Annotated in this window: 18 protein-coding genes; 8 read left to right on the top strand and 10 right to left on the bottom strand. The window is 44.2% G+C overall.

Annotated elements, in window-relative coordinates:
- Positions 1-79: 79 nt before the first annotated feature.
- Positions 80-562: a transcription elongation factor GreB gene (greB, locus tag E0Z06_RS00705; protein ID WP_132580967.1), complete on the bottom strand. Its 483-nt coding sequence runs from the start codon at positions 560-562 to the stop codon at positions 80-82.
- 167 nt (positions 563-729) lie between these two features.
- Here greB and ompR point away from each other — a divergent pair, with 167 nt between their 5' ends.
- Together ompR and envZ are read left to right on the top strand one after the other, a co-directional pair.
- Positions 730-1,455, top strand: a complete 726-nt coding sequence (gene ompR / locus E0Z06_RS00710) for a two-component system response regulator OmpR (RefSeq protein WP_132580969.1) — start codon at positions 730-732, stop codon at positions 1,453-1,455.
- Positions 1,456-2,760, top strand: coding sequence for a two-component system sensor histidine kinase EnvZ (gene envZ, locus E0Z06_RS00715; RefSeq protein WP_132580971.1), 1,305 nt, complete (start codon positions 1,456-1,458; stop codon positions 2,758-2,760).
- A gap of 7 nt (positions 2,761-2,767) precedes the next feature.
- Here the strand turns inward: envZ and E0Z06_RS00720 are convergent, their stop codons facing one another.
- The gene (locus E0Z06_RS00720; protein ID WP_132580973.1) at positions 2,768-3,631 is read right to left on the bottom strand and encodes a hypothetical protein; all 864 of its coding nucleotides are present in this window, start codon (positions 3,629-3,631) and stop codon (positions 2,768-2,770) included.
- Positions 3,632-3,836: 205 nt separating this feature from the next.
- Here E0Z06_RS00720 and E0Z06_RS00725 point away from each other — a divergent pair, with 205 nt between their 5' ends.
- The 3 genes from E0Z06_RS00725 to E0Z06_RS00735 all read left to right on the top strand — a co-directional run bounded on the left by E0Z06_RS00725 (position 3,837) and on the right by E0Z06_RS00735 (position 5,509).
- The gene (locus E0Z06_RS00725; protein WP_132580975.1) at positions 3,837-4,196 is read left to right on the top strand and encodes a hypothetical protein; all 360 of its coding nucleotides are present in this window, start codon (positions 3,837-3,839) and stop codon (positions 4,194-4,196) included.
- Positions 4,197-4,266: 70 nt separating this feature from the next.
- Positions 4,267-5,097 carry a BON domain-containing protein gene (locus E0Z06_RS00730; protein WP_132580977.1) on the top strand — a complete coding sequence of 277 codons (831 nt, stop codon included), beginning with the start codon at positions 4,267-4,269 and terminating at the stop codon, positions 5,095-5,097.
- Positions 5,098-5,212: 115 nt separating this feature from the next.
- The gene (locus E0Z06_RS00735) at positions 5,213-5,509 is read left to right on the top strand and encodes a hypothetical protein (protein WP_132580979.1); all 297 of its coding nucleotides are present in this window, start codon (positions 5,213-5,215) and stop codon (positions 5,507-5,509) included.
- Here E0Z06_RS00735 and E0Z06_RS00740 read toward each other — a convergent pair.
- The 3 genes from E0Z06_RS00740 to E0Z06_RS00750 all read right to left on the bottom strand — a co-directional run bounded on the left by E0Z06_RS00740 (position 5,506) and on the right by E0Z06_RS00750 (position 7,304).
- Positions 5,506-6,656 (bottom strand): IS3 family transposase gene (locus E0Z06_RS00740; protein ID WP_132580981.1). Its coding sequence is split into 2 segments (ribosomal slippage): positions 5,506-6,416 and positions 6,416-6,656, totalling 1,152 coding nucleotides; the frame shifts between segments, so codons are not numbered across the junction. The genes E0Z06_RS00735 and E0Z06_RS00740 overlap by 4 nt on opposite strands.
- A 136-nt stretch (positions 6,657-6,792) precedes the next feature.
- Positions 6,793-7,041: a GNAT family N-acetyltransferase gene (locus tag E0Z06_RS00745; protein ID WP_132580983.1), complete on the bottom strand. Its 249-nt coding sequence runs from the start codon at positions 7,039-7,041 to the stop codon at positions 6,793-6,795.
- A complete protein-coding gene (locus E0Z06_RS00750; protein ID WP_132580985.1) occupies positions 7,038-7,304 on the bottom strand; it encodes a hypothetical protein in 267 nt (88 codons plus the stop codon). The genes E0Z06_RS00745 and E0Z06_RS00750 overlap by 4 nt, the downstream gene beginning before the upstream one ends.
- 150 nt (positions 7,305-7,454) lie before the next feature.
- On the opposite strand from E0Z06_RS00750, the gene E0Z06_RS00755 reads away from it, so the two are divergent.
- Positions 7,455-8,693: a divalent metal cation transporter gene (locus tag E0Z06_RS00755; protein ID WP_132580987.1), complete on the top strand. Its 1,239-nt coding sequence runs from the start codon at positions 7,455-7,457 to the stop codon at positions 8,691-8,693.
- A 168-nt stretch (positions 8,694-8,861) separates the two neighbouring features.
- Entirely contained in the window at positions 8,862-9,707 is an 846-nt protein-coding gene (locus E0Z06_RS00760; RefSeq protein WP_132580989.1) for a tetratricopeptide repeat protein, read from the top strand.
- A gap of 5 nt (positions 9,708-9,712) precedes the next feature.
- Here E0Z06_RS00760 and E0Z06_RS00765 read toward each other — a convergent pair whose 3' ends face one another.
- Positions 9,713-10,099: a response regulator gene (locus tag E0Z06_RS00765; protein WP_132580991.1), complete on the bottom strand. Its 387-nt coding sequence runs from the start codon at positions 10,097-10,099 to the stop codon at positions 9,713-9,715.
- Positions 10,100-10,230: 131 nt separating this feature from the next.
- Between E0Z06_RS00765 and E0Z06_RS00770 the strand changes: the two genes are divergently transcribed.
- Positions 10,231-11,421, top strand: coding sequence for a methyltransferase (locus E0Z06_RS00770; RefSeq protein ID WP_132580993.1), 1,191 nt, complete (start codon positions 10,231-10,233; stop codon positions 11,419-11,421).
- On the opposite strand, the gene E0Z06_RS00775 is transcribed toward E0Z06_RS00770, so the two are convergent.
- The 4 genes from E0Z06_RS00775 to speA all read right to left on the bottom strand — a co-directional run bounded on the left by E0Z06_RS00775 (position 11,418) and on the right by speA (position 16,437).
- Positions 11,418-12,632: a mechanosensitive ion channel domain-containing protein gene (locus tag E0Z06_RS00775; protein ID WP_132580995.1), complete on the bottom strand. Its 1,215-nt coding sequence runs from the start codon at positions 12,630-12,632 to the stop codon at positions 11,418-11,420. The genes E0Z06_RS00770 and E0Z06_RS00775 overlap by 4 nt on opposite strands.
- Complete coding sequence (locus E0Z06_RS00780; protein WP_132580997.1) at positions 12,626-13,555, bottom strand: acyltransferase; 930 nt, start codon at positions 13,553-13,555, stop codon at positions 12,626-12,628. Before E0Z06_RS00780 ends, E0Z06_RS00775 begins: the two co-directional genes overlap by 7 nt.
- Entirely contained in the window at positions 13,555-14,448 is an 894-nt protein-coding gene (locus E0Z06_RS00785) for an acyltransferase (RefSeq protein WP_132580999.1), read from the bottom strand. Before E0Z06_RS00785 ends, E0Z06_RS00780 begins: the two co-directional genes overlap by 1 nt.
- 102 nt (positions 14,449-14,550) lie before the next feature.
- Positions 14,551-16,437, bottom strand: a complete 1,887-nt coding sequence (speA, locus tag E0Z06_RS00790) for a biosynthetic arginine decarboxylase (protein WP_132581001.1) — start codon at positions 16,435-16,437, stop codon at positions 14,551-14,553.
- Positions 16,438-16,560: the final 123 nt, after the last annotated feature.

Raw genomic sequence — 16,560 nt, forward strand, 5'->3', positions numbered from 1 at the left:
GGCGAGAAACGTCAGACTAAAAGCAATAATATAAGCCGATTGTCACCTTTGTGCGGCAAAAAATCCAATTTGTTGTCGTTTAGCTTGCCGTATTGTTGTAGCGGATGCTGGTAATAAACCAGAGTTTATTGCCGGTAGGCGTGGGCACTATAGCTTCGTCGTCTACCGATTTTTTCAGCAGCGCACGTGCCATGGGTGAATCTATCGAGATGTAATCATTACGACCATATATTTCATCTGGGCCAACAATACGGAAGCTTAGCTGCTCATCTTGCTCGTTTTCAACGTCGACCCAAGCGCCAAAAAACACTCGACCGTCTTGTTGCGGCGAGTATTCAACAATTTTAACGGCTTCAATACGCTTACGCAGAAAACGTATACGTGAATCTATCTGGCGTAATAAGCGTTTGTTCTCTTTGTAATCTGCGTTTTCACTACGGTCACCAAGGCTAGCCGCCCAAGCGACTTTAGCCGTAACGTCGGGGCGCTGTTCACGCCATAAATAGTTAAGTTCGTGCTGTAGAGCGTCATAGCCCTCGCGGGTAATTAAATTGGTGCGCATAGTTCATTAAAGCTAAATAAATTTGCTGCTGATGGTAGCAGCTTTTGCCAAGGTGCAGTAACAAATGACATAAATACCGAGCTGATTTTGCCGAAGCTGTATTTTTGTTTATAGTACAGCGATATAGTAACACGATAGAACATATCAAAGAGTATGGAAGCTTTATTATGGCAAGTTTAGAAACCCCGAAAATTCTCGTTGTTGACGATGATGTGCGTTTGCGTAACTTACTTGAACGCTACTTAGTTGAGCAGGGCTATATTGTGCGCAGTGTCGGTAATTATGAGCAAATGCAGCGCTTAATGGAGCGAGAGAATTTTCATTTGCTAGTATTAGATTTAATGTTACCCGGCGAAGATGGCTTATCGATTTGCCGTAAGCTGCGCCAGCAAGAAAATGAAATACCTATTATTATGCTTACGGCAAAAGGCGATGAGGTTGACCGTATTATTGGCCTAGAAATGGGCGCCGATGATTACCTACCAAAACCGTTTAATCCGCGCGAGCTGTTAGCACGAATTCGTGCAGTAATGCGCCGTAAAAGCAAAGAGTTACCGGGTGCACCTAGCCAATTAGAAAGCACGATTGAATTTGGCCCGTTTAAGTTTAATTTAGCCACCCGCGAGATGCGTAAAGGTGATGAGCTATTGCCACTTACTAGCGGCGAGTATGCGGTACTAAAGGTGTTGGTTAGTCATCCACGGGAGCCATTATCTCGGGATAAATTAATGAACCAGGCTCGCGGCCGCGACTATTCTGCGATGGAACGCAGTATCGACGTACAGGTATCACGCTTGCGACGTATGCTAGAAGATGACGCCGCCAGCCCACGCTATATTCAAACGGTGTGGGGTTTAGGTTATGTGTTTGTACCCGATGGTAACGTTACCTAAATGCGCTTGTTGCCCCGCAGCGCCTTTGGTCAAACGGTTTTTTTAATTGGCTTTTTGTTGCTAATTAACCAACTAATGTCGTATTTGTCGGTAGCATTCTACGTTATTAAACCCAGCACCCAACAAATTAACCACTTAATTGCCAAGCAAATTAAAGTAGTATTTATTGATAGTAACCAAACCGAGCCACTGCTTTCTTCCGAGCTTACCGAGCGCTTTCAACACGTTACTGGTATTGAAGTGTATTCTGAGGCGCAAGCACTACAGAAAGGTTTGGCGCAGGCAATTTATTACAAATACTTTTCTGACTTAATGTCGCGCGAGCTAGGTGGCGCGGCAGAGGTGCGGGTAGCGCAAGGTGACTCTTATGCCTTTTGGGTGCAGCCACCGCAAGCGCCAAACTATTGGATAAAAGTGCCATTAACCGGACTAGACGAAACTGATTTTTCACCGCTAACTTTTTATTTATTGATAATAGGCGTGCTAAGTGTGGTTGGTGGTTGGCTGTTTGCTCGGCAGTTAAACCGACCTTTAAAGAGCTTACAGCAGGCGGCTTTACAAGTTGGGCGTGGTGATTTTCCACCGCCGCTGGCGGAAAATAAAGGCTCAACCGAAGTTATTGCCGTAACCAAGGCGTTTAACTATATGGCGCGTGGCATTCAGCAGCTAGAACAAGATCGCGCCTTGTTAATGGCGGGTGTGTCACACGACTTGCGCACGCCGTTAACGCGTATTCGCCTAGCGTCAGAAATGATGCAAGAACCGGATAACTGGATCCGCGATGGCATTGTTAGCGATATTGAAGATATGAATGCCATTATTGACCAGTTTATTGATTATTTGCGCCATCACAAAGAAGAACCCGGACAAAAAGAAAGCCTAAATACGCTAGTGCATGAACTAGTGCAGGCTGAACACTTGCAGCAGCGTAGCATTACCACCGAGTTAATGGATGACTTGCCTAAAGTAACCTTGCGACGTGTGGCAATGAAGCGAGTGCTAAATAACCTGCTAGAAAATGGGCTGCGTTATAGCGATGGTGATATCACTATTAGCACTGGTTTTGAACGCAACCGTAAGCGTGTGTACTTACAAGTGCGTGATCACGGGCCTGGTATTCCTGAGGAGCAAATGAAGGCGATGTTTGAACCCTTTACTCAAGGCGATGTAGCCCGAGGTAGTGGCGGTTCTGGTTTAGGTTTAGCGATTATTAAAAAGATTGTTGATATGCATCATGGCGATATAACCTTGCATAATCATGCCTTTGGCGGCCTAGTGGTCACGGTATATTTACCTCTGCGTTAGCGCATGATTATTTAGATTTAATTAATAGTCGTAATCGAGAAACAATAGCTTCGAGCATAGTTTTATCTTGCCAGTATTGATTATGCGATAGCGGGTTCCAACTTGCTGATAGCCACCCCCAAAAGCCCGCACTGGCATTTATTTCAATATCGGTTACCAAGTTGGCATACTCGGCCGACAACTCAGCAAGCGGCCAACCGAGCACATCATCTTTATCATAGTAATTGTGCCAACTAAAGCTGGGGTTAGGCTTGGTAAAGGGGATAATTTGCTCCATTGCATGCGCGGCAACAAAAATAGGAATATTGCAGCCGGTAGTAATAAGTGCCACCATTGCATCACCGCGTATAAAGGCAATATCTTCATCTGTTAATGGCGTGTCACCACTAATACCTGCTTGGTAACGCTTTATATCACGCCAGATCCCCGCTGCAGGTTTGCTGCCGGCCTTAGCTTGTTGAGCGTCCCATAAATAGCATGACAGCACATGCCCACCTAGCGAATGCGCTAGCATTACCAGCTTACCGTCGTTTGTTAGCTGTTGCTTGGCTCGGTACAGCGCTCGAGCAATTTTAAGCTGGGCATAGTGATACAAACTATGTGGCTGCTCTTTTCTATGTTCTAACGCTGCGGCATCGGCAAAACCAAACAACATAAAGCGACGCAGCACACGCCAACGTAAACGCGAACCTACTGCTTGCCATACCCGTTGTTCGTTATATTGCAATAAGTCTTGGTAATACACATTGTTGTAATACAGCTGTTCTGCGGTCGTGCCGAGTGTGCGTTGTAATTGAGCAAATAATCTATCTGCATAATCGGGTGTAGTTTCACCCATACCATGAATAGTGACTAAAGCTAATGCCTTCATTGTTTTGCTCTTTTTGACCTAGGTTTACGTAAGTTTCAATAGCTTAACGTTAACATTGTATAGCTGAAACCGTGTAATTTGTCACACTTGAAACGTGATTGCAGCTTTTAAGTGCGCTGGCGCACCGACAGCTTAGTTACAGTCGCCTAAAGTGTGTGGGTAGCCAATGCAGTGTTGCAACGGCCTTACTAGCAACGAGGTTTATATGAACAAGTATAACGAACCACAAAAAGCTGACCATACCGATAAAGCGGATACGAAAATAAAAGCTGACGCCAACATGCAACAGGATGGCCATGCTAAGACTGATGTAACCGCAAATAAAACCAGTATGGATGTAAAAGCCGATAAGGCAACACAACCGGCTGCTGGCCAAAAAAAATGGCCACAACAAGTTAAAGCTGCAAAAACGCAGTGGGGTAAACTTAGCGAAGCAGAGATTTTAGGCAGCGACGGCAATCCGTCACAACTGTCTGGCTTAGTGCAAAAGCACTACCACATTGCTAGCGATGCGGCCGACAAACAGGTAAAAACCTTTTTAGATAGTTGCCGCCACACAGCATAGCCATAAAGGGTTGCCGGCACGACAATACTTGTTACCGGTGTACGCTGTTTCTTCATTAAAGGACTATAAAATGAATACGTTAAATGCAAAGTTACTGCTAGCAGCGGCGGTGTCGTTAGCTCTTAGCAGCGGTGCAGTGTATGCCGATGATAAGGATCAAGCTGGGCCGGTGGTTAATGCGCGGCAAGAGGCACAAATTTGGACGACATATGCACTTAGCCCTTATTTACGGGCTACCGATCTTAGTATTAGTGTTGTAGACGGCAAAGCTACGCTAACAGGTAACGTGGCAGAAGATGTGCAAAAAGATTTGGCTGAAGCCATTGCCGAGGGCGTTAACGGCATAAAAAAAGTAGATAACCAAATTAAAGTCGAAGCCGACTATAAGGCACCAAACCGCAGTAATACGCGCGGTTATGCTGATGTTGTTGATGACGCCACCATTACGTCAGCGGTTAAGTCGAAACTGCTATGGAGTAAGTATACCGAAGGTATGGATACCAAAGTAAGCACTAACAATGGCAAGGTAGAGCTAACGGGCAGTGTTACTTCGGCAGAGGCTAAAAAACATGCAGAAACTTTAGCAAAGAATACCAAAGGTGTACGGTCAGTTGATAATCGAATCGTAATTAGTGATAAAGCGGCCAACGGTAAAAGTTACAGCAAAACCAGTGCTGAAGGCGGTTCAGTCATTGCCGATAGTTGGATCACAACTAAGGTAAAATCGACTTTTATGTATTCGAGCAACGTTAATAGCTCCGATATTTCAGTTAATACCGATAAAGGTATAGTTACCTTAGCGGGCAACGTTGATAGTGGTGCAGAGCAAGCATTAGCCATTGAGTTAGCTCAGAATATTAGAGGTGTTAAAAGTGTTAATGCTAAACAGCTGATATTTTAAGCGCCGTATTATCTATTACTGATAATAGGTATTGATATGGGTTATTCGGGCTAGGTGTTCATTATTTACTTAGCCCGATTTCTAGTTATAGCCGTGTAAATGTGAAGAGTGCATTATGATTGAATCACAGCAAGCTAAGCCACATTCGTATTACTTGGCGCAGCAATTACACGTTGAAGCGCTCAGTGCTGATATGGTGCAGTTGCGCTGTAATACCTTATTACAGCAGAATATATGGCAGCAACAACGACGTCAGTTACAGCACTATAATCAACATTTACTGCTCAATTTGTGGCATGCCGCTATGCAACATGCCAGCATGCACGCTGAGTTACAGCAACTTAAGCTTGATAGCCAATGTGATGGCTTAACGCAAACTGATCTGTACCAGCAACAGTGGACACTTCACTAAGCACTGTTCTTCAATTCAAAATTCTCTGGGCTAAGATAGCCAAGGGCACTATGCCTTCTGGTCTTATTGTAATCAACTTCAATGTATTCAAAAACGTGTTGGCGCATTGTTTCACGATCCATTATCGGCTCATCCTGGATTGCTTCAACCTTCAATGAGTGGAAGAAGCTTTCCGCACAGGCATTGTCCCAGCACCAGGCTTTACGGCTCATGCTTTGCACCAGTTGGTGCTTGGTAATCAAGTCACGGTAATCATGCGAGCAATATTGGCTGCCGCGATCACTATGAACGATCACCTTTTTCGGGAAGCCGCGACGGAACAAAGCCATGTTCAATGCGCTGCACACCAGATCTGCTGTCATACGGTTGCTCATCGACCAGCCAATTACTGCACGCGAATACAGATCAATGATTACCGCCAGATACAGCCAGCCCTCGCTGGTCATCAGGTACGTGATGTCACCGACCCATTTCTGGTTCGGGCCTGTTGCGCTAAAGTCCTGCTCAAGCAAGTTTGGGGCGACTGGCAGCGAATGCTTGCTGTCGGTCGTCACTTTAAACTTGCGGGCAGCTTTAGCCACTAAACCCTGGCGCTCCATGCTGTTCAGTATGGTTTTGATATCCGGTTTCTTGCCATGCTCAGCAAGGTCAACCTGAATGCGCCTGGAACCATTACGCGCTTTGGAAGCGTCAAACGCTTCCTTTATCAGCACATCACGCTCGGCACGTTTCACCGCCCTTGGACGCGGCGTCAGGCCGCTTTTACGCCAGGCATAATACCCACTACGCGATACCTGAAGCACCGCCACCATTCTGATTAACGAGAGCAGGTGCTGATGCTCCAGAATAAACTCAAACCGGGCTACTTTTGGTTTTTCGCGAAGTAGGTGGCCGCCTTTTTTAAGATGGCCAAGTCCTCTGCCTGCTCGGCTAATTGGCGCTTCAGACGGGCAACTTCAGCAGCAAGCTCCGACTCTCGTTCACTGGTGGTAGACTTTTTCTCCGCCGCAGTACGCCAGTTATATAACTGAGATTCATGCAGTTTTAATTTTCTGGCGGTGGCTGCAACACCAATCTTATCTGCCAGTTTCAGGGCTTCAGCTTTAAATTCAGCGGTATGTGTTTTGCGGATTTTCTTTGTTGACATTATTCACCTCGTTAAGCGATTGTACTCGCTTAGCAAAGTGTCCAAAAGTGTTGGTACGGATCACTACTTTATAGCGATAACTGGAGGCATTATTTTGACATAATGCCTTTGCCTACTCTGATACGTGGTGGCATCGCTAACGCAAAAACCGTTGCACGTAAGAGCAGCTGGCATGTACCTGATATTGTTGTGTGTTGGCCCAGGCCAAACCGTGACGCACAAGCTTTTCGGCTAAGCCTTTGCCACGAAATTCGGGTGGTACAAAGGTGTGATGAAAATTAATACTGCTGCCATTTAGTGTGTAGTCCAGCACGGCTTCAGCGTTGCCTTGGGTTAGCACAAAGCGTTGTTGTTCCGGCTGGTGGCTAATTGTAAGATCGGTCATGCGTCATCTCCAAGCCATGGGGTTTCTGGTAGTAATGCTAAATGAGCAACATAGCGCTCTAGGTTAAAGTCTTGTTGGTGCTCTATTACATCAATCATTTCTGGCGCCAAAGCGCAGGCAATTAGCTCTATGGCTTGCTCTCTGCTGTGGCTTTTCATTCTTAACCGCATTAGTGTTTCAGTTACTTGTTTTGGGTAATTGTCGGCTAATTGGTTTTCTACCACTTCAAATAGCATTGCTTGGTCGAGTAGCTCTTCGCTCATGCGAGCCTCCTAATTATAGTGCGTGCACCAGTATGGAATATCTGGCTGAACTTGCCAATGCTGAACAGAAAAAACCGGCGCTGGATAGTATTTAGCTAAGGCTTTCGCTAAGCTGGGGCACAATAGAAATACTCTTTTAGTGATAACCCGATGCAAGCAGCAATACCAGTTTGGCGCAGCCGCATTCAAGCACTTGGCCCTGGCATTTTAATGGCAACCGCCGCTATTGGTGGCTCGCATTTAGTGGCATCTACTCAAGCTGGCGCGTTGTTTGGCTGGCAGTTGGCGTGGCTAATTTTATTAGTTAATGTGCTTAAATACCCGTTTTTTCGCTTTGGTGTTGAATACACGCTAACGCGGCAAGAAAGCCTATTAATGGGTTATCAGCGCAAAGGCCGGGGCTATTTTTATAGTTTTATTGTGTTAAATATTATTGCCGCGGTGGTTAATACTGCCGGCGTGTTACTGCTTACCGCGAGCTTGTTGCAATATGCGCTGCCGGGTAATTTATCAGTGGTTTTATTATGCTGGTTAATCTTAGGCAGTTGCTTATTTATTTTGCTGCTGGGCCATTACAAAGCACTAGATAACGTGGCCAAGGTTATTATGCTGCTGTTAACGGTTAGCACCGTTATTGCTGCCATTATTGCGGTATTAAATGGCGCGCAAGCACCGGTTGGTTATATTGGCCCGTCGCCATGGACATTAGCTGGTTTAGGCTTCTTAGTTGCACTAATGGGGTGGATGCCTGCGCCAATCGAGATTTCTGCTATTAGCTCGTTATGGTTACAAGCCAAACAACGAGATATGCCTATTAGCCGTAAACAGGGGTTGCTCGACTTTAACTTAGGCTATTGGCTTACCGCTGGATTGGCGTTGGTATTTTTATCGCTGGGTGCGCTGGTGCAATATGGTAACGAGCAAAGTATTGCCTTGGCGGGTGGTGCTTTTGCCCAGCAACTTATAGATATGTATGCCAGTACCATTGGTGACTGGGCACGGCCATTAGTTGCGTTGATCGCTTTCTTATGTATGTTTGGTACTACTATTACCGTATTAGATGGTTATGCGCGCACCTTACATGCGTCGTTTTCGCAGCTAGGTTGGATAACGCATAAGGCAGCATTACACTATTGGTTACTGGCACAGGCGGCTTGTGGTATGGCGGTGATACTATTTTTTAAAGCTGCGCTGGCACCAATGCTAACCTTTGCTATGACTTTAGCTTTTTTAACCACGCCGATATTTGCCTGGCTAAATTACAGTTTAATGCGTGGCAACGGCGCAATAACGCTGAGCTGGCCACTTAGGTTGCTCAGCTGGGCGGGCTTATTGTACCTAAGTGGCTTTGCGCTGCTATTTTTACTGTGGTTTAGCGGTGTAATTTAGCTAGCCAATATGCTGAACTAAAGCGCTAGCGTTTTCTCACCCCGAGTAATACCAGAGGCAGAGTTACCACGACTTTACATCAGGTTTAATAAGGGTTGCAAAGGTGCACTTAAGCCCACATATTGCTAAGTAATAGGTTTATTAGCTACTCAGTACAGGATTTGTTTTATGTCACAATTTATTGTTGATGTGTCGCTTAATAATGCTCGCGAAGTGCTAGATATTTCTATGCAAAAGTTGGTGTTATTTCAGTTTTGGTCAACGCGTAGTGAGGGCTGCTTGCAGCTAAGCCCAGTACTAGAGCGAATAGTGCAGCAGTATCCGCAACAGCTGTTATTAGCCAGAGTCGACTGTGATAAAGAGCCTGATTTAGCCATGCAGTTTGGCGTGCAATCGTTACCAACAGTAATGATGATTAAAGACGGCAAACCAGTTGATGGCTTTGCTGGCGTAGAAACTGAGCAAGCTATTCGTGCTAAGTTGGCCGCGTATTTACCCAAACCAGAAGATAACTTGCTGGCTCAAGCTGAGCAGCTATTGGCGGCTCAAGATTATGCTGGCGCTTATCCGTTACTAAAAGAAGCATTAGCTCTGGCACCAGAACGGGTTGAAATAAAGCTGTGGCTAGCTGACACCTCAATTAGTTTGGGTCAACTAACGCAAGCTGAAAACTTATTAGGTGAAATTAAATTAGCCCAGCAAGATAGCTTATATAAGTCGGTTGTTGCCAAGTTAGAGCTAGCAAAAGAAGCGGCAGATACGCCAGAAATTCAAGCGTTAGAAGCAGCGTTGGCGGCCACGCCAGATAGTAATGAAGTAAAAGAACAATTAGCCGTGCAGTATCAGGCGGTGCAGCGTAGTGAAGAGGCGCTGGCATTATTGCTGAGTATATTGCTACAGGACCTTAATTTTGGTGCCAGTAAAAAACTGTATTTAGATATTTTAGCGGCGTTGCCCAAAGGGGATGCTGTAGCTAGCCAATATCGTCGTAAGTTATACAGTTTGTTGTATTAACCGAGTTAGTGGTGAAAGTCGGCCCAAATCTGGCGAATTTGGTCTGACAATGTCATTGGGTCAAATGGTTTTACTAGCACAGCTACCGCTCCAAGCATTTTATACGATGCTATTTCAGCGTCTTGCACTTTTGCCGTCATAAATATTGCTGGTACTTTGCTTAAATCATATTGCTGTTGCAATTTTTGTAAGGTAGTAGGGCCATCCATGCCAGGCATCATTACGTCTAGCAAAAGAAGTTGTGGCGTGATTAATGGATATTCGGCTAATGCTTGCTGGCCGCTGCTACAAGTAAAAACGGTAAAGCCGCCAACGGCTTCTAAAGCAATTTTTGCTACCTGCTGAATGGAAAGGTCGTCCTCTACGTGCATAATACGTTCTAATTTTGTCATGTGTATTCCTGAGTACGAGCAGCGGTAATAAATTGCTGGTGTGGCTGGCGGTATAAACTATCATAGCACTGTTACAAACGGCCTTACTATAAAACTCAAGCTTGGCGTTAACAAAATGGTGACAGTTATTTATGGCTAATTCTTTAGTGCAGCAGTTTCAGCAATTAAGCGCTGTGCTACAACAATATAAGCCTTATTGGCAGCTGCTACCTTTTACTTGTGACGTCTTACCATGGCAGCAGCCAGACTTAATACAGCGCTTGTTGTCACTTAATGCCGAGCAAGTTAACGCAATTGATCAAAGTAGCCAATTACAACAGCAATACTTTGCTGATCTCTTTCCACAGTTGTATCAGTTAGCTAAGTTGCCTAGCTTACCAAGTAATGATACTGCACTAAGCGCAATGCCTTTTTGGTTAGAAAATGGTATTGCTGGGCGCAAGCTAGAGCAAATTGATGCCGTGTGTCGGCAATGGCGTCCTAGCCAATTACCTGTGCTGGAGTGGTGCGCAGGTAAAGGGCATTTAGGCCGTATGCTGGCACATCGCTTTGGCCAAGCAGTTACTAGCATTGAGTGGCAACAACAGCTCTGTGATGACGGTGCCGCGCTGGCAGAAAAACACCACATAGCGCAGCAATTTGTTTGTGCGGATGTACTAACAGCGCCGCTGAATAACGTACTACATAGCCAGCAGCACATTGTTGCGCTGCATGCTTGTGGCCAGTTACATATTTCCATGCTGCAACAAGCAGTACAGCATGGTTGCCAACAACTGCAATTAGTACCTTGTTGTTATCACTTGATTAGCGAAGTGCAGTACCAGCCAATGTCCAATATTGGTACGCAGCTTAATTTGCAGCTAAGTAAAGATGATTTAAAGCTGGTAGTACAAGGCCAAGTAACGGCGGGTGAACGGATTGAAAAGTTAAGGTTTACCGAGGTGCTGTGGCGCCTAGCTTATGACGAGTTACGCGCCGATATTAGCGCTGATAAAAAGTATCGCCCGCTAGCGTCAGTGGCTAAGCATTGGTTTAGTGGCGAGTTTGCCAATTTTGCCGCATGGGCGGCGCAGCAGCATCAATTGCGGTTGCCAGCAGAGGTTGATTGGGCACTATATTTACAGCGTGGCACAAAACGCGCTGCGTTGGTGCTGCGCATAGAATTAGTAAGGCATTTGTTTCGCCGCCCATTAGAACTTTGGCTGGTATTAGATAGAGCCTTATATTTGCAGCAACATGGCTATGATGTCAGCGTGACCCAGTTATGTAACTACCAGATCACGCCGCGTAACTTGCTGCTTAGCGCTACAAAGCAGCGTTAATGCCTTACTACCATTTCTTGCCGTGAGCTAATGCGTTGGAATACCGCTAAATCAAATACCGGCAAAATAGCAAATAACCGATCAAAGATATCGGCTTGAATGCCCTCATAGTTTGCCCATTGCTTATCAGCACTAAAACAATATATCTCTACCGGCAAGCCTACTTCTGTTGGTTGTAACTGGCGTACTATTAAAGTCATTTCTTGGTTAATGTTTTTATTTAAGGTTAAACGCCAACGCACATAATGCCGGAATAAGGCAATGTTAGTTACGTCGTTGCTGTGTAGCAAAGTTTTAATATCGGGCAGCTGAAAAAAATCTTTCAGTTGTTGCTGTTGGCCTAGTTTTTCTAGCTCTTCGGCATTAATAAAGCGAATGGTATTAATATCAATGTTAATTGCTCGCTTAATCCGTCGGCCACCTGATTGTTGCATGCCGCGCCAGTTTTTGAACGAGTCAGAAATAAGTGCATAAGTAGGCACGGTAGTGATGGTTTTATCCCAGTTTCTAATTTTTACAGTGGTTAAGGCAATTTCCACTACGTCACCGTCGGCACCGTATTTAGGCATTTCAATCCAGTCGCCCACATTTACCATGTTATTAACCGCAATTTGAATACTGGCTACAAAGCCGAGAATGGCGTCTTTAAATACCAATAACAGCACTGCAGTTAACGCGCCTAAACCGCTTAACAATAAAGTAGGCGACTTATTTAAGGCGGTACTAACAATTAAGATACCAAACAGCATAACGCTTAATAATTTTAATAACTGGGCGATGCCTTGATAAGGAATAGTGGGATTAGTTGCTAATAATGAGTAGGTTTTGGCAATAAAGTCGATTACAGCAGCAACTACTAAACCAATAAACACATACAAGTACAACCAGATTAGTACACTTAGCCCAGCAGATAATTGTGGATACTGGGTAAAGAGTAACGGCATTAGCATTTGCAATACCAATGGTGGCAGCAAGTGTGCGATATAACTGGATAGCTTGCGTCGCTCTTCTGCGGTTTCATGCGTTAAACGACCGTCTAGTTTATCTAAAACGTGTGCCAGTATCGGTTTTATCCACATACGGCCGAGTATAAAACTAAGAAAAACGACAGTAATGGCAATAATAATATTACAGCTAAAAATAAAGGTGTTATGCCACTGCTCAGGCAGCATAAGCAGCTGTGCTAGTGTAATTAAGAAATCGTTTAACATGGTAATTGCTCCGAAGGTTCCCTTGTGCTATTAGCTTGATAATAATGCGTGATCCACAGCTCTTTGCGCTGCCAGCGCTGATTAAGCCAGAGTTGAAAACGTTGACGAAACGATTCGTCGTTAAAATAGTCACCAATAACATTTTCATCTATTGGTAACGTATCTACATGCACCACAATGCGTTTTAGCTTGCCCATTAGCATGTCCAGTGCAGCGTGCTGCTGATTATCGGGGTAAAGGATAGTGAAATCTAACAGAGCATCGAACTGTTCGCCCATACTTGCCAAGGTAAAAGCAATACCGCCAGCTTTAGGCGGCAGTAAAAATTGAAACGGGCTGCGTTTGTGTAATTTCTTATGCTCGGTAAAACGGGTGCCTTCAACAAAGTTGATAATAGTTGTAGGTACTGTTTTAAATTTTTGACACGACCGTCGCGTGGTTTCTATGTCTTTACCTTTTAACTGCGGTTTTTTTGCCAATTGCGCTGCGCTGTAGCGTTTCATAAATGGCATATCGAGCGCCCAACAGCCTGTGCCTAAAAAGGGCAACCATTTAAGCTCGTCTTTTAAAAAGAATTTTGGTTCAGGGATCCGTCGATGTGCAACGCGACTCACTACTGGAATATCTAACCAACTTTTATGATTAGAAATAAGCAAATACCAGCTGTGCTGATCTAAGGCTTGAGCGCCCTGTATTTGCCAACTAACGTTGTTAAATACATTAATTAAAGCAGTGTTAAATAGCGTCCAGCCGCGGTAGCAGCCTTTGCCACCAAACGCAGTTAGGCGGCGCACTATTTTAAATGGTAGCACGAGTTTAATAATACCCAGAGGTGTAACTAACAGTCCCCATAAGGCTAAATTTAAAGCGAATAAACTTAAGCTAAAAGGTAGTAATAACCAACTAGGTAAAAAACTTAACATTACCGCTTAACTCCCGGTTTTAATTCTTGTAGTTGCTGATCTTTACGCTGCCATAGTTGGTTGATCCACTGCTGAAACCGTTCTCGGTACTGGCTGTCATTGTAATCACCTAATAGCTCTGGAGTAATGGGAATAATATTAATTTGGACAGTGATATCGCGAACTTTGCCGGAGATGTAATCCCAAAAACTGGGCGTACCTTTAGGATAACAAATAGTAATATCAAGAATTTTATGCAATTGCTCACCCATTGCACCCAGCACAAAGGCTGCTCCGCCGGCCTTAGGTTTTAGTAAATTTGTATAAGGTGATTGTTGCTGTTGATGCTTTTGTGGCGTGTAGCGAGTACCTTCGACAAAATTCATAATCGCTGCAGGCTTAAAGGCAAATTTACGACAAGCGTTACGAGTAGTTTCAATATCTTTGCCATGCAAATGGGGGTTACGCTGTAAAAAGGCTTTGCTGTAGCGTTTCATAAATGGGAAATCTAACGCCCACCAGCACAGGCCTAAGAAAGGCACGTAAATTAATTCTTTTTTCAAAAAAAATTTAATAAATGGAATTTTACGATTAAACACATTTTGTAATACTAAAATGTCAGCCCATGATTGATGGTTTGCCAACACCAAATACCAGTCTTTTCGTGACAGTTTTTCTAGCCCAGATACCTGCCAATGAATTCGTGTAAATAGGCGAGTAGTAAAGTTATTAACACTGATCCACGCGACTGCACAGGCATCTAATAGATAGGTCATCCAGCTTTGCCAGCGAGTAATAGGTGGCAATTTTAATAGAGCTAACAGCATAATTGGTACAAACCAAAATAAAGTATTAGCAATGTAAAGCAGTAATGACAGCGTACCCGTAACAGGGTGGGGTAAGAAATTCAGCATAATAATACCTGATATGTGTAACCGCTATAAATTACGGTACCGTAAAAATAATAACAGCAGGCAAGCCTGCTGTTAACACATCGGATCAGTAATTAGTTTACCTTAATCTTCAAAATAGGTGTAACCATAAACGCCAGCTTTTAATTCATCTAACAGTTCATCTTTTTTGCTGTCGGCCATATCTAACTTAGCTAGCTGGTTAGTGTACGATGCAATCAGTTTTAAAGCGTCAAATTGCACATAGCGCAGTACATCTGCTACGGTATCACCTTTAATACTATTAGTAAGCTTATAGCCACCGTCTTCGGTTAGTTCAACGTGCACTGAGTCAGTGTCGCCAAATAAGTTATGTAGATCACCTAAAATTTCTTGGTACGCGCCCACCATAAACATACCAAGCAAATATTGCTCGTCTTCTTTATATAGTGGTAGTGGCAAACTAGGTTCTATACCGTTGCCATCGGCATAACTTTTAAGCTGCCCGTCTGAGTCACAAGTAATGTCTTGAATAATGGCGCGATGATCAAGCGGCTCGTTCATGCGCTCTAATGGCATGACTGGAAACAGCTGATCAATACCCCACGCATCTGGCATTGACTGAAATAGTGAGAAGTTAACGAACAACTTGTCCGCTAACTTTTCATTCAGTTCATCATGAATTGAGCGATGTGACCGTGCGGTCATATCTAGGTTAGCTTTTACTTTGTTAATAGTGGCAAAGTAAATTTGCTCTAGTAGCGACCAATCTTTTAACGTAAGTAAACCATGTACATACTGCGCATGGGCGTCGGTAAAGTAATGCACTGCATCATGATAAGCTTCTATCGCGGTGCGCGGTGTTACATTTTGGTAAGCTTCCCACAAACCTAAAATTACCATTGGCGAGTCTTCGCTTGGCTCAGGTAAATTTACTAAGCCGGGTGCACGTTCAATATCAATCGCATCCGTTACTAATACGGCATGGTGTGCTGTCATGGCGCGGCCAGACTCAGTAATAATATTCGGGTGTGGTAAGTCGTACTCGTCGCACACTTCTTTTAAACCATTCACTACGTTACGAGCATATTCGTACATCGTGTAGTTCATTGAACAAGCTGAACGCGATTTCGACCCTTCGTAATCAACACCTAAACCACCACCAACGTCCACCGTTGTAATAGGCACGCCTAAGGTACGCAATTCGGCATAATGGCGAGCGCACTCACGAATAGCATTATGAATATCGCGGATATTGGCAATTTGTGAGCCAATATGAAAATGCACTAACTGCAATAAATCCAACTTATTGGCATCGCGCAGTATATCAATAGCTTGCAGTACTTGCGTGGCAGTTAAACCAAATTTACCTTTTTCACCACCGGTATTTTGCCATTTACCTTTACCAACTGAATTGAGGCGAATACGAATACCAATGCGTGGTGCAGTGCCTAGGTTATCAATTTCGCGTAGTAAAGTTTTTAGTTCTGACAGTTTTTCTACTACCACATAGACAGTGTGCCCCATCATTTGACCAATGGTTGCTAAGCGTAAAAACTCACTGTCTTTATAGCCGTTACAAACAATTTGTAGTGGGGTTTCGGTCACGCCCAAAATAGCCATTAGTTCCGGTTTACTGCCAGCTTCAAGGCCTACTTTGCCGCTCTCGTGGCTAATTAAACGTTTTACTACAGAAAACTGTTGGTTAACTTTAATGGGGTAAACCGCCGTATACTCGCCTTGATACTCTTTTTCGGCTTTCGCCAGTTGAAAAGACTTAATTAATGTATCTACACGGTGCTGCAGAATATCAGTAAAGCGTACTAGCACCGGCAGAGTTAAGCCTTCTTCTTTAAAGCGCGCGGTAAGCTCAGGAAAGCTGATGCCTTTTTTGCTATGATCCATATCTGGATAAGCAACCAAATCACCATCGGTGTTGACGTCAAAATACCCTTCACTCCATACCGCTACGTTATAGATAGAGCGTGCTTTTTCAGTACCCCAGTCAGCCATTGTTGTTCCTTAAAAATTAATATGGGTATAGTTTAAAGTTTATATAGCTAAGATACAGCAAAAAACACGAAATATTTGAGTGTCACCGCAGTAAAAGGCACAATACGCGCCCTGTAACCGTAG

The organism is Rheinheimera sp. D18 (assembly GCF_004345025.1).
Classification (GTDB): domain Bacteria; phylum Pseudomonadota; class Gammaproteobacteria; order Enterobacterales; family Alteromonadaceae; genus Alishewanella; species Alishewanella metallidurans.

Bases quoted from the DNA above. Each gene is read 5' to 3' on its own strand.
- greB (WP_132580967.1), bottom strand. From the start codon at position 562: ATGCGCACCAATTTAATTACCCGCGAGGGCTATGACGCTCTACAGCAC.
- ompR (WP_132580969.1), top strand. From the start codon at position 730: ATGGCAAGTTTAGAAACCCCGAAAATTCTCGTTGTTGACGATGATGTG.
- envZ (WP_132580971.1), top strand. From the start codon at position 1,456: ATGCGCTTGTTGCCCCGCAGCGCCTTTGGTCAAACGGTTTTTTTAATT.
- E0Z06_RS00720 (WP_132580973.1), bottom strand. From the start codon at position 3,631: ATGAAGGCATTAGCTTTAGTCACTATTCATGGTATGGGTGAAACTACA.
- E0Z06_RS00725 (WP_132580975.1), top strand. From the start codon at position 3,837: ATGAACAAGTATAACGAACCACAAAAAGCTGACCATACCGATAAAGCG.
- E0Z06_RS00730 (WP_132580977.1), top strand. From the start codon at position 4,267: ATGAATACGTTAAATGCAAAGTTACTGCTAGCAGCGGCGGTGTCGTTA.
- E0Z06_RS00735 (WP_132580979.1), top strand. From the start codon at position 5,213: ATGATTGAATCACAGCAAGCTAAGCCACATTCGTATTACTTGGCGCAG.
- E0Z06_RS00745 (WP_132580983.1), bottom strand. From the start codon at position 7,041: ATGACCGATCTTACAATTAGCCACCAGCCGGAACAACAACGCTTTGTG.
- E0Z06_RS00750 (WP_132580985.1), bottom strand. From the start codon at position 7,304: ATGAGCGAAGAGCTACTCGACCAAGCAATGCTATTTGAAGTGGTAGAA.
- E0Z06_RS00755 (WP_132580987.1), top strand. From the start codon at position 7,455: ATGCAAGCAGCAATACCAGTTTGGCGCAGCCGCATTCAAGCACTTGGC.
- E0Z06_RS00760 (WP_132580989.1), top strand. From the start codon at position 8,862: ATGTCACAATTTATTGTTGATGTGTCGCTTAATAATGCTCGCGAAGTG.
- E0Z06_RS00765 (WP_132580991.1), bottom strand. From the start codon at position 10,099: ATGACAAAATTAGAACGTATTATGCACGTAGAGGACGACCTTTCCATT.
- E0Z06_RS00770 (WP_132580993.1), top strand. From the start codon at position 10,231: ATGGCTAATTCTTTAGTGCAGCAGTTTCAGCAATTAAGCGCTGTGCTA.
- E0Z06_RS00775 (WP_132580995.1), bottom strand. From the start codon at position 12,632: ATGTTAAACGATTTCTTAATTACACTAGCACAGCTGCTTATGCTGCCT.
- E0Z06_RS00780 (WP_132580997.1), bottom strand. From the start codon at position 13,555: ATGTTAAGTTTTTTACCTAGTTGGTTATTACTACCTTTTAGCTTAAGT.
- E0Z06_RS00785 (WP_132580999.1), bottom strand. From the start codon at position 14,448: ATGCTGAATTTCTTACCCCACCCTGTTACGGGTACGCTGTCATTACTG.
- speA (WP_132581001.1), bottom strand. From the start codon at position 16,437: ATGGCTGACTGGGGTACTGAAAAAGCACGCTCTATCTATAACGTAGCG.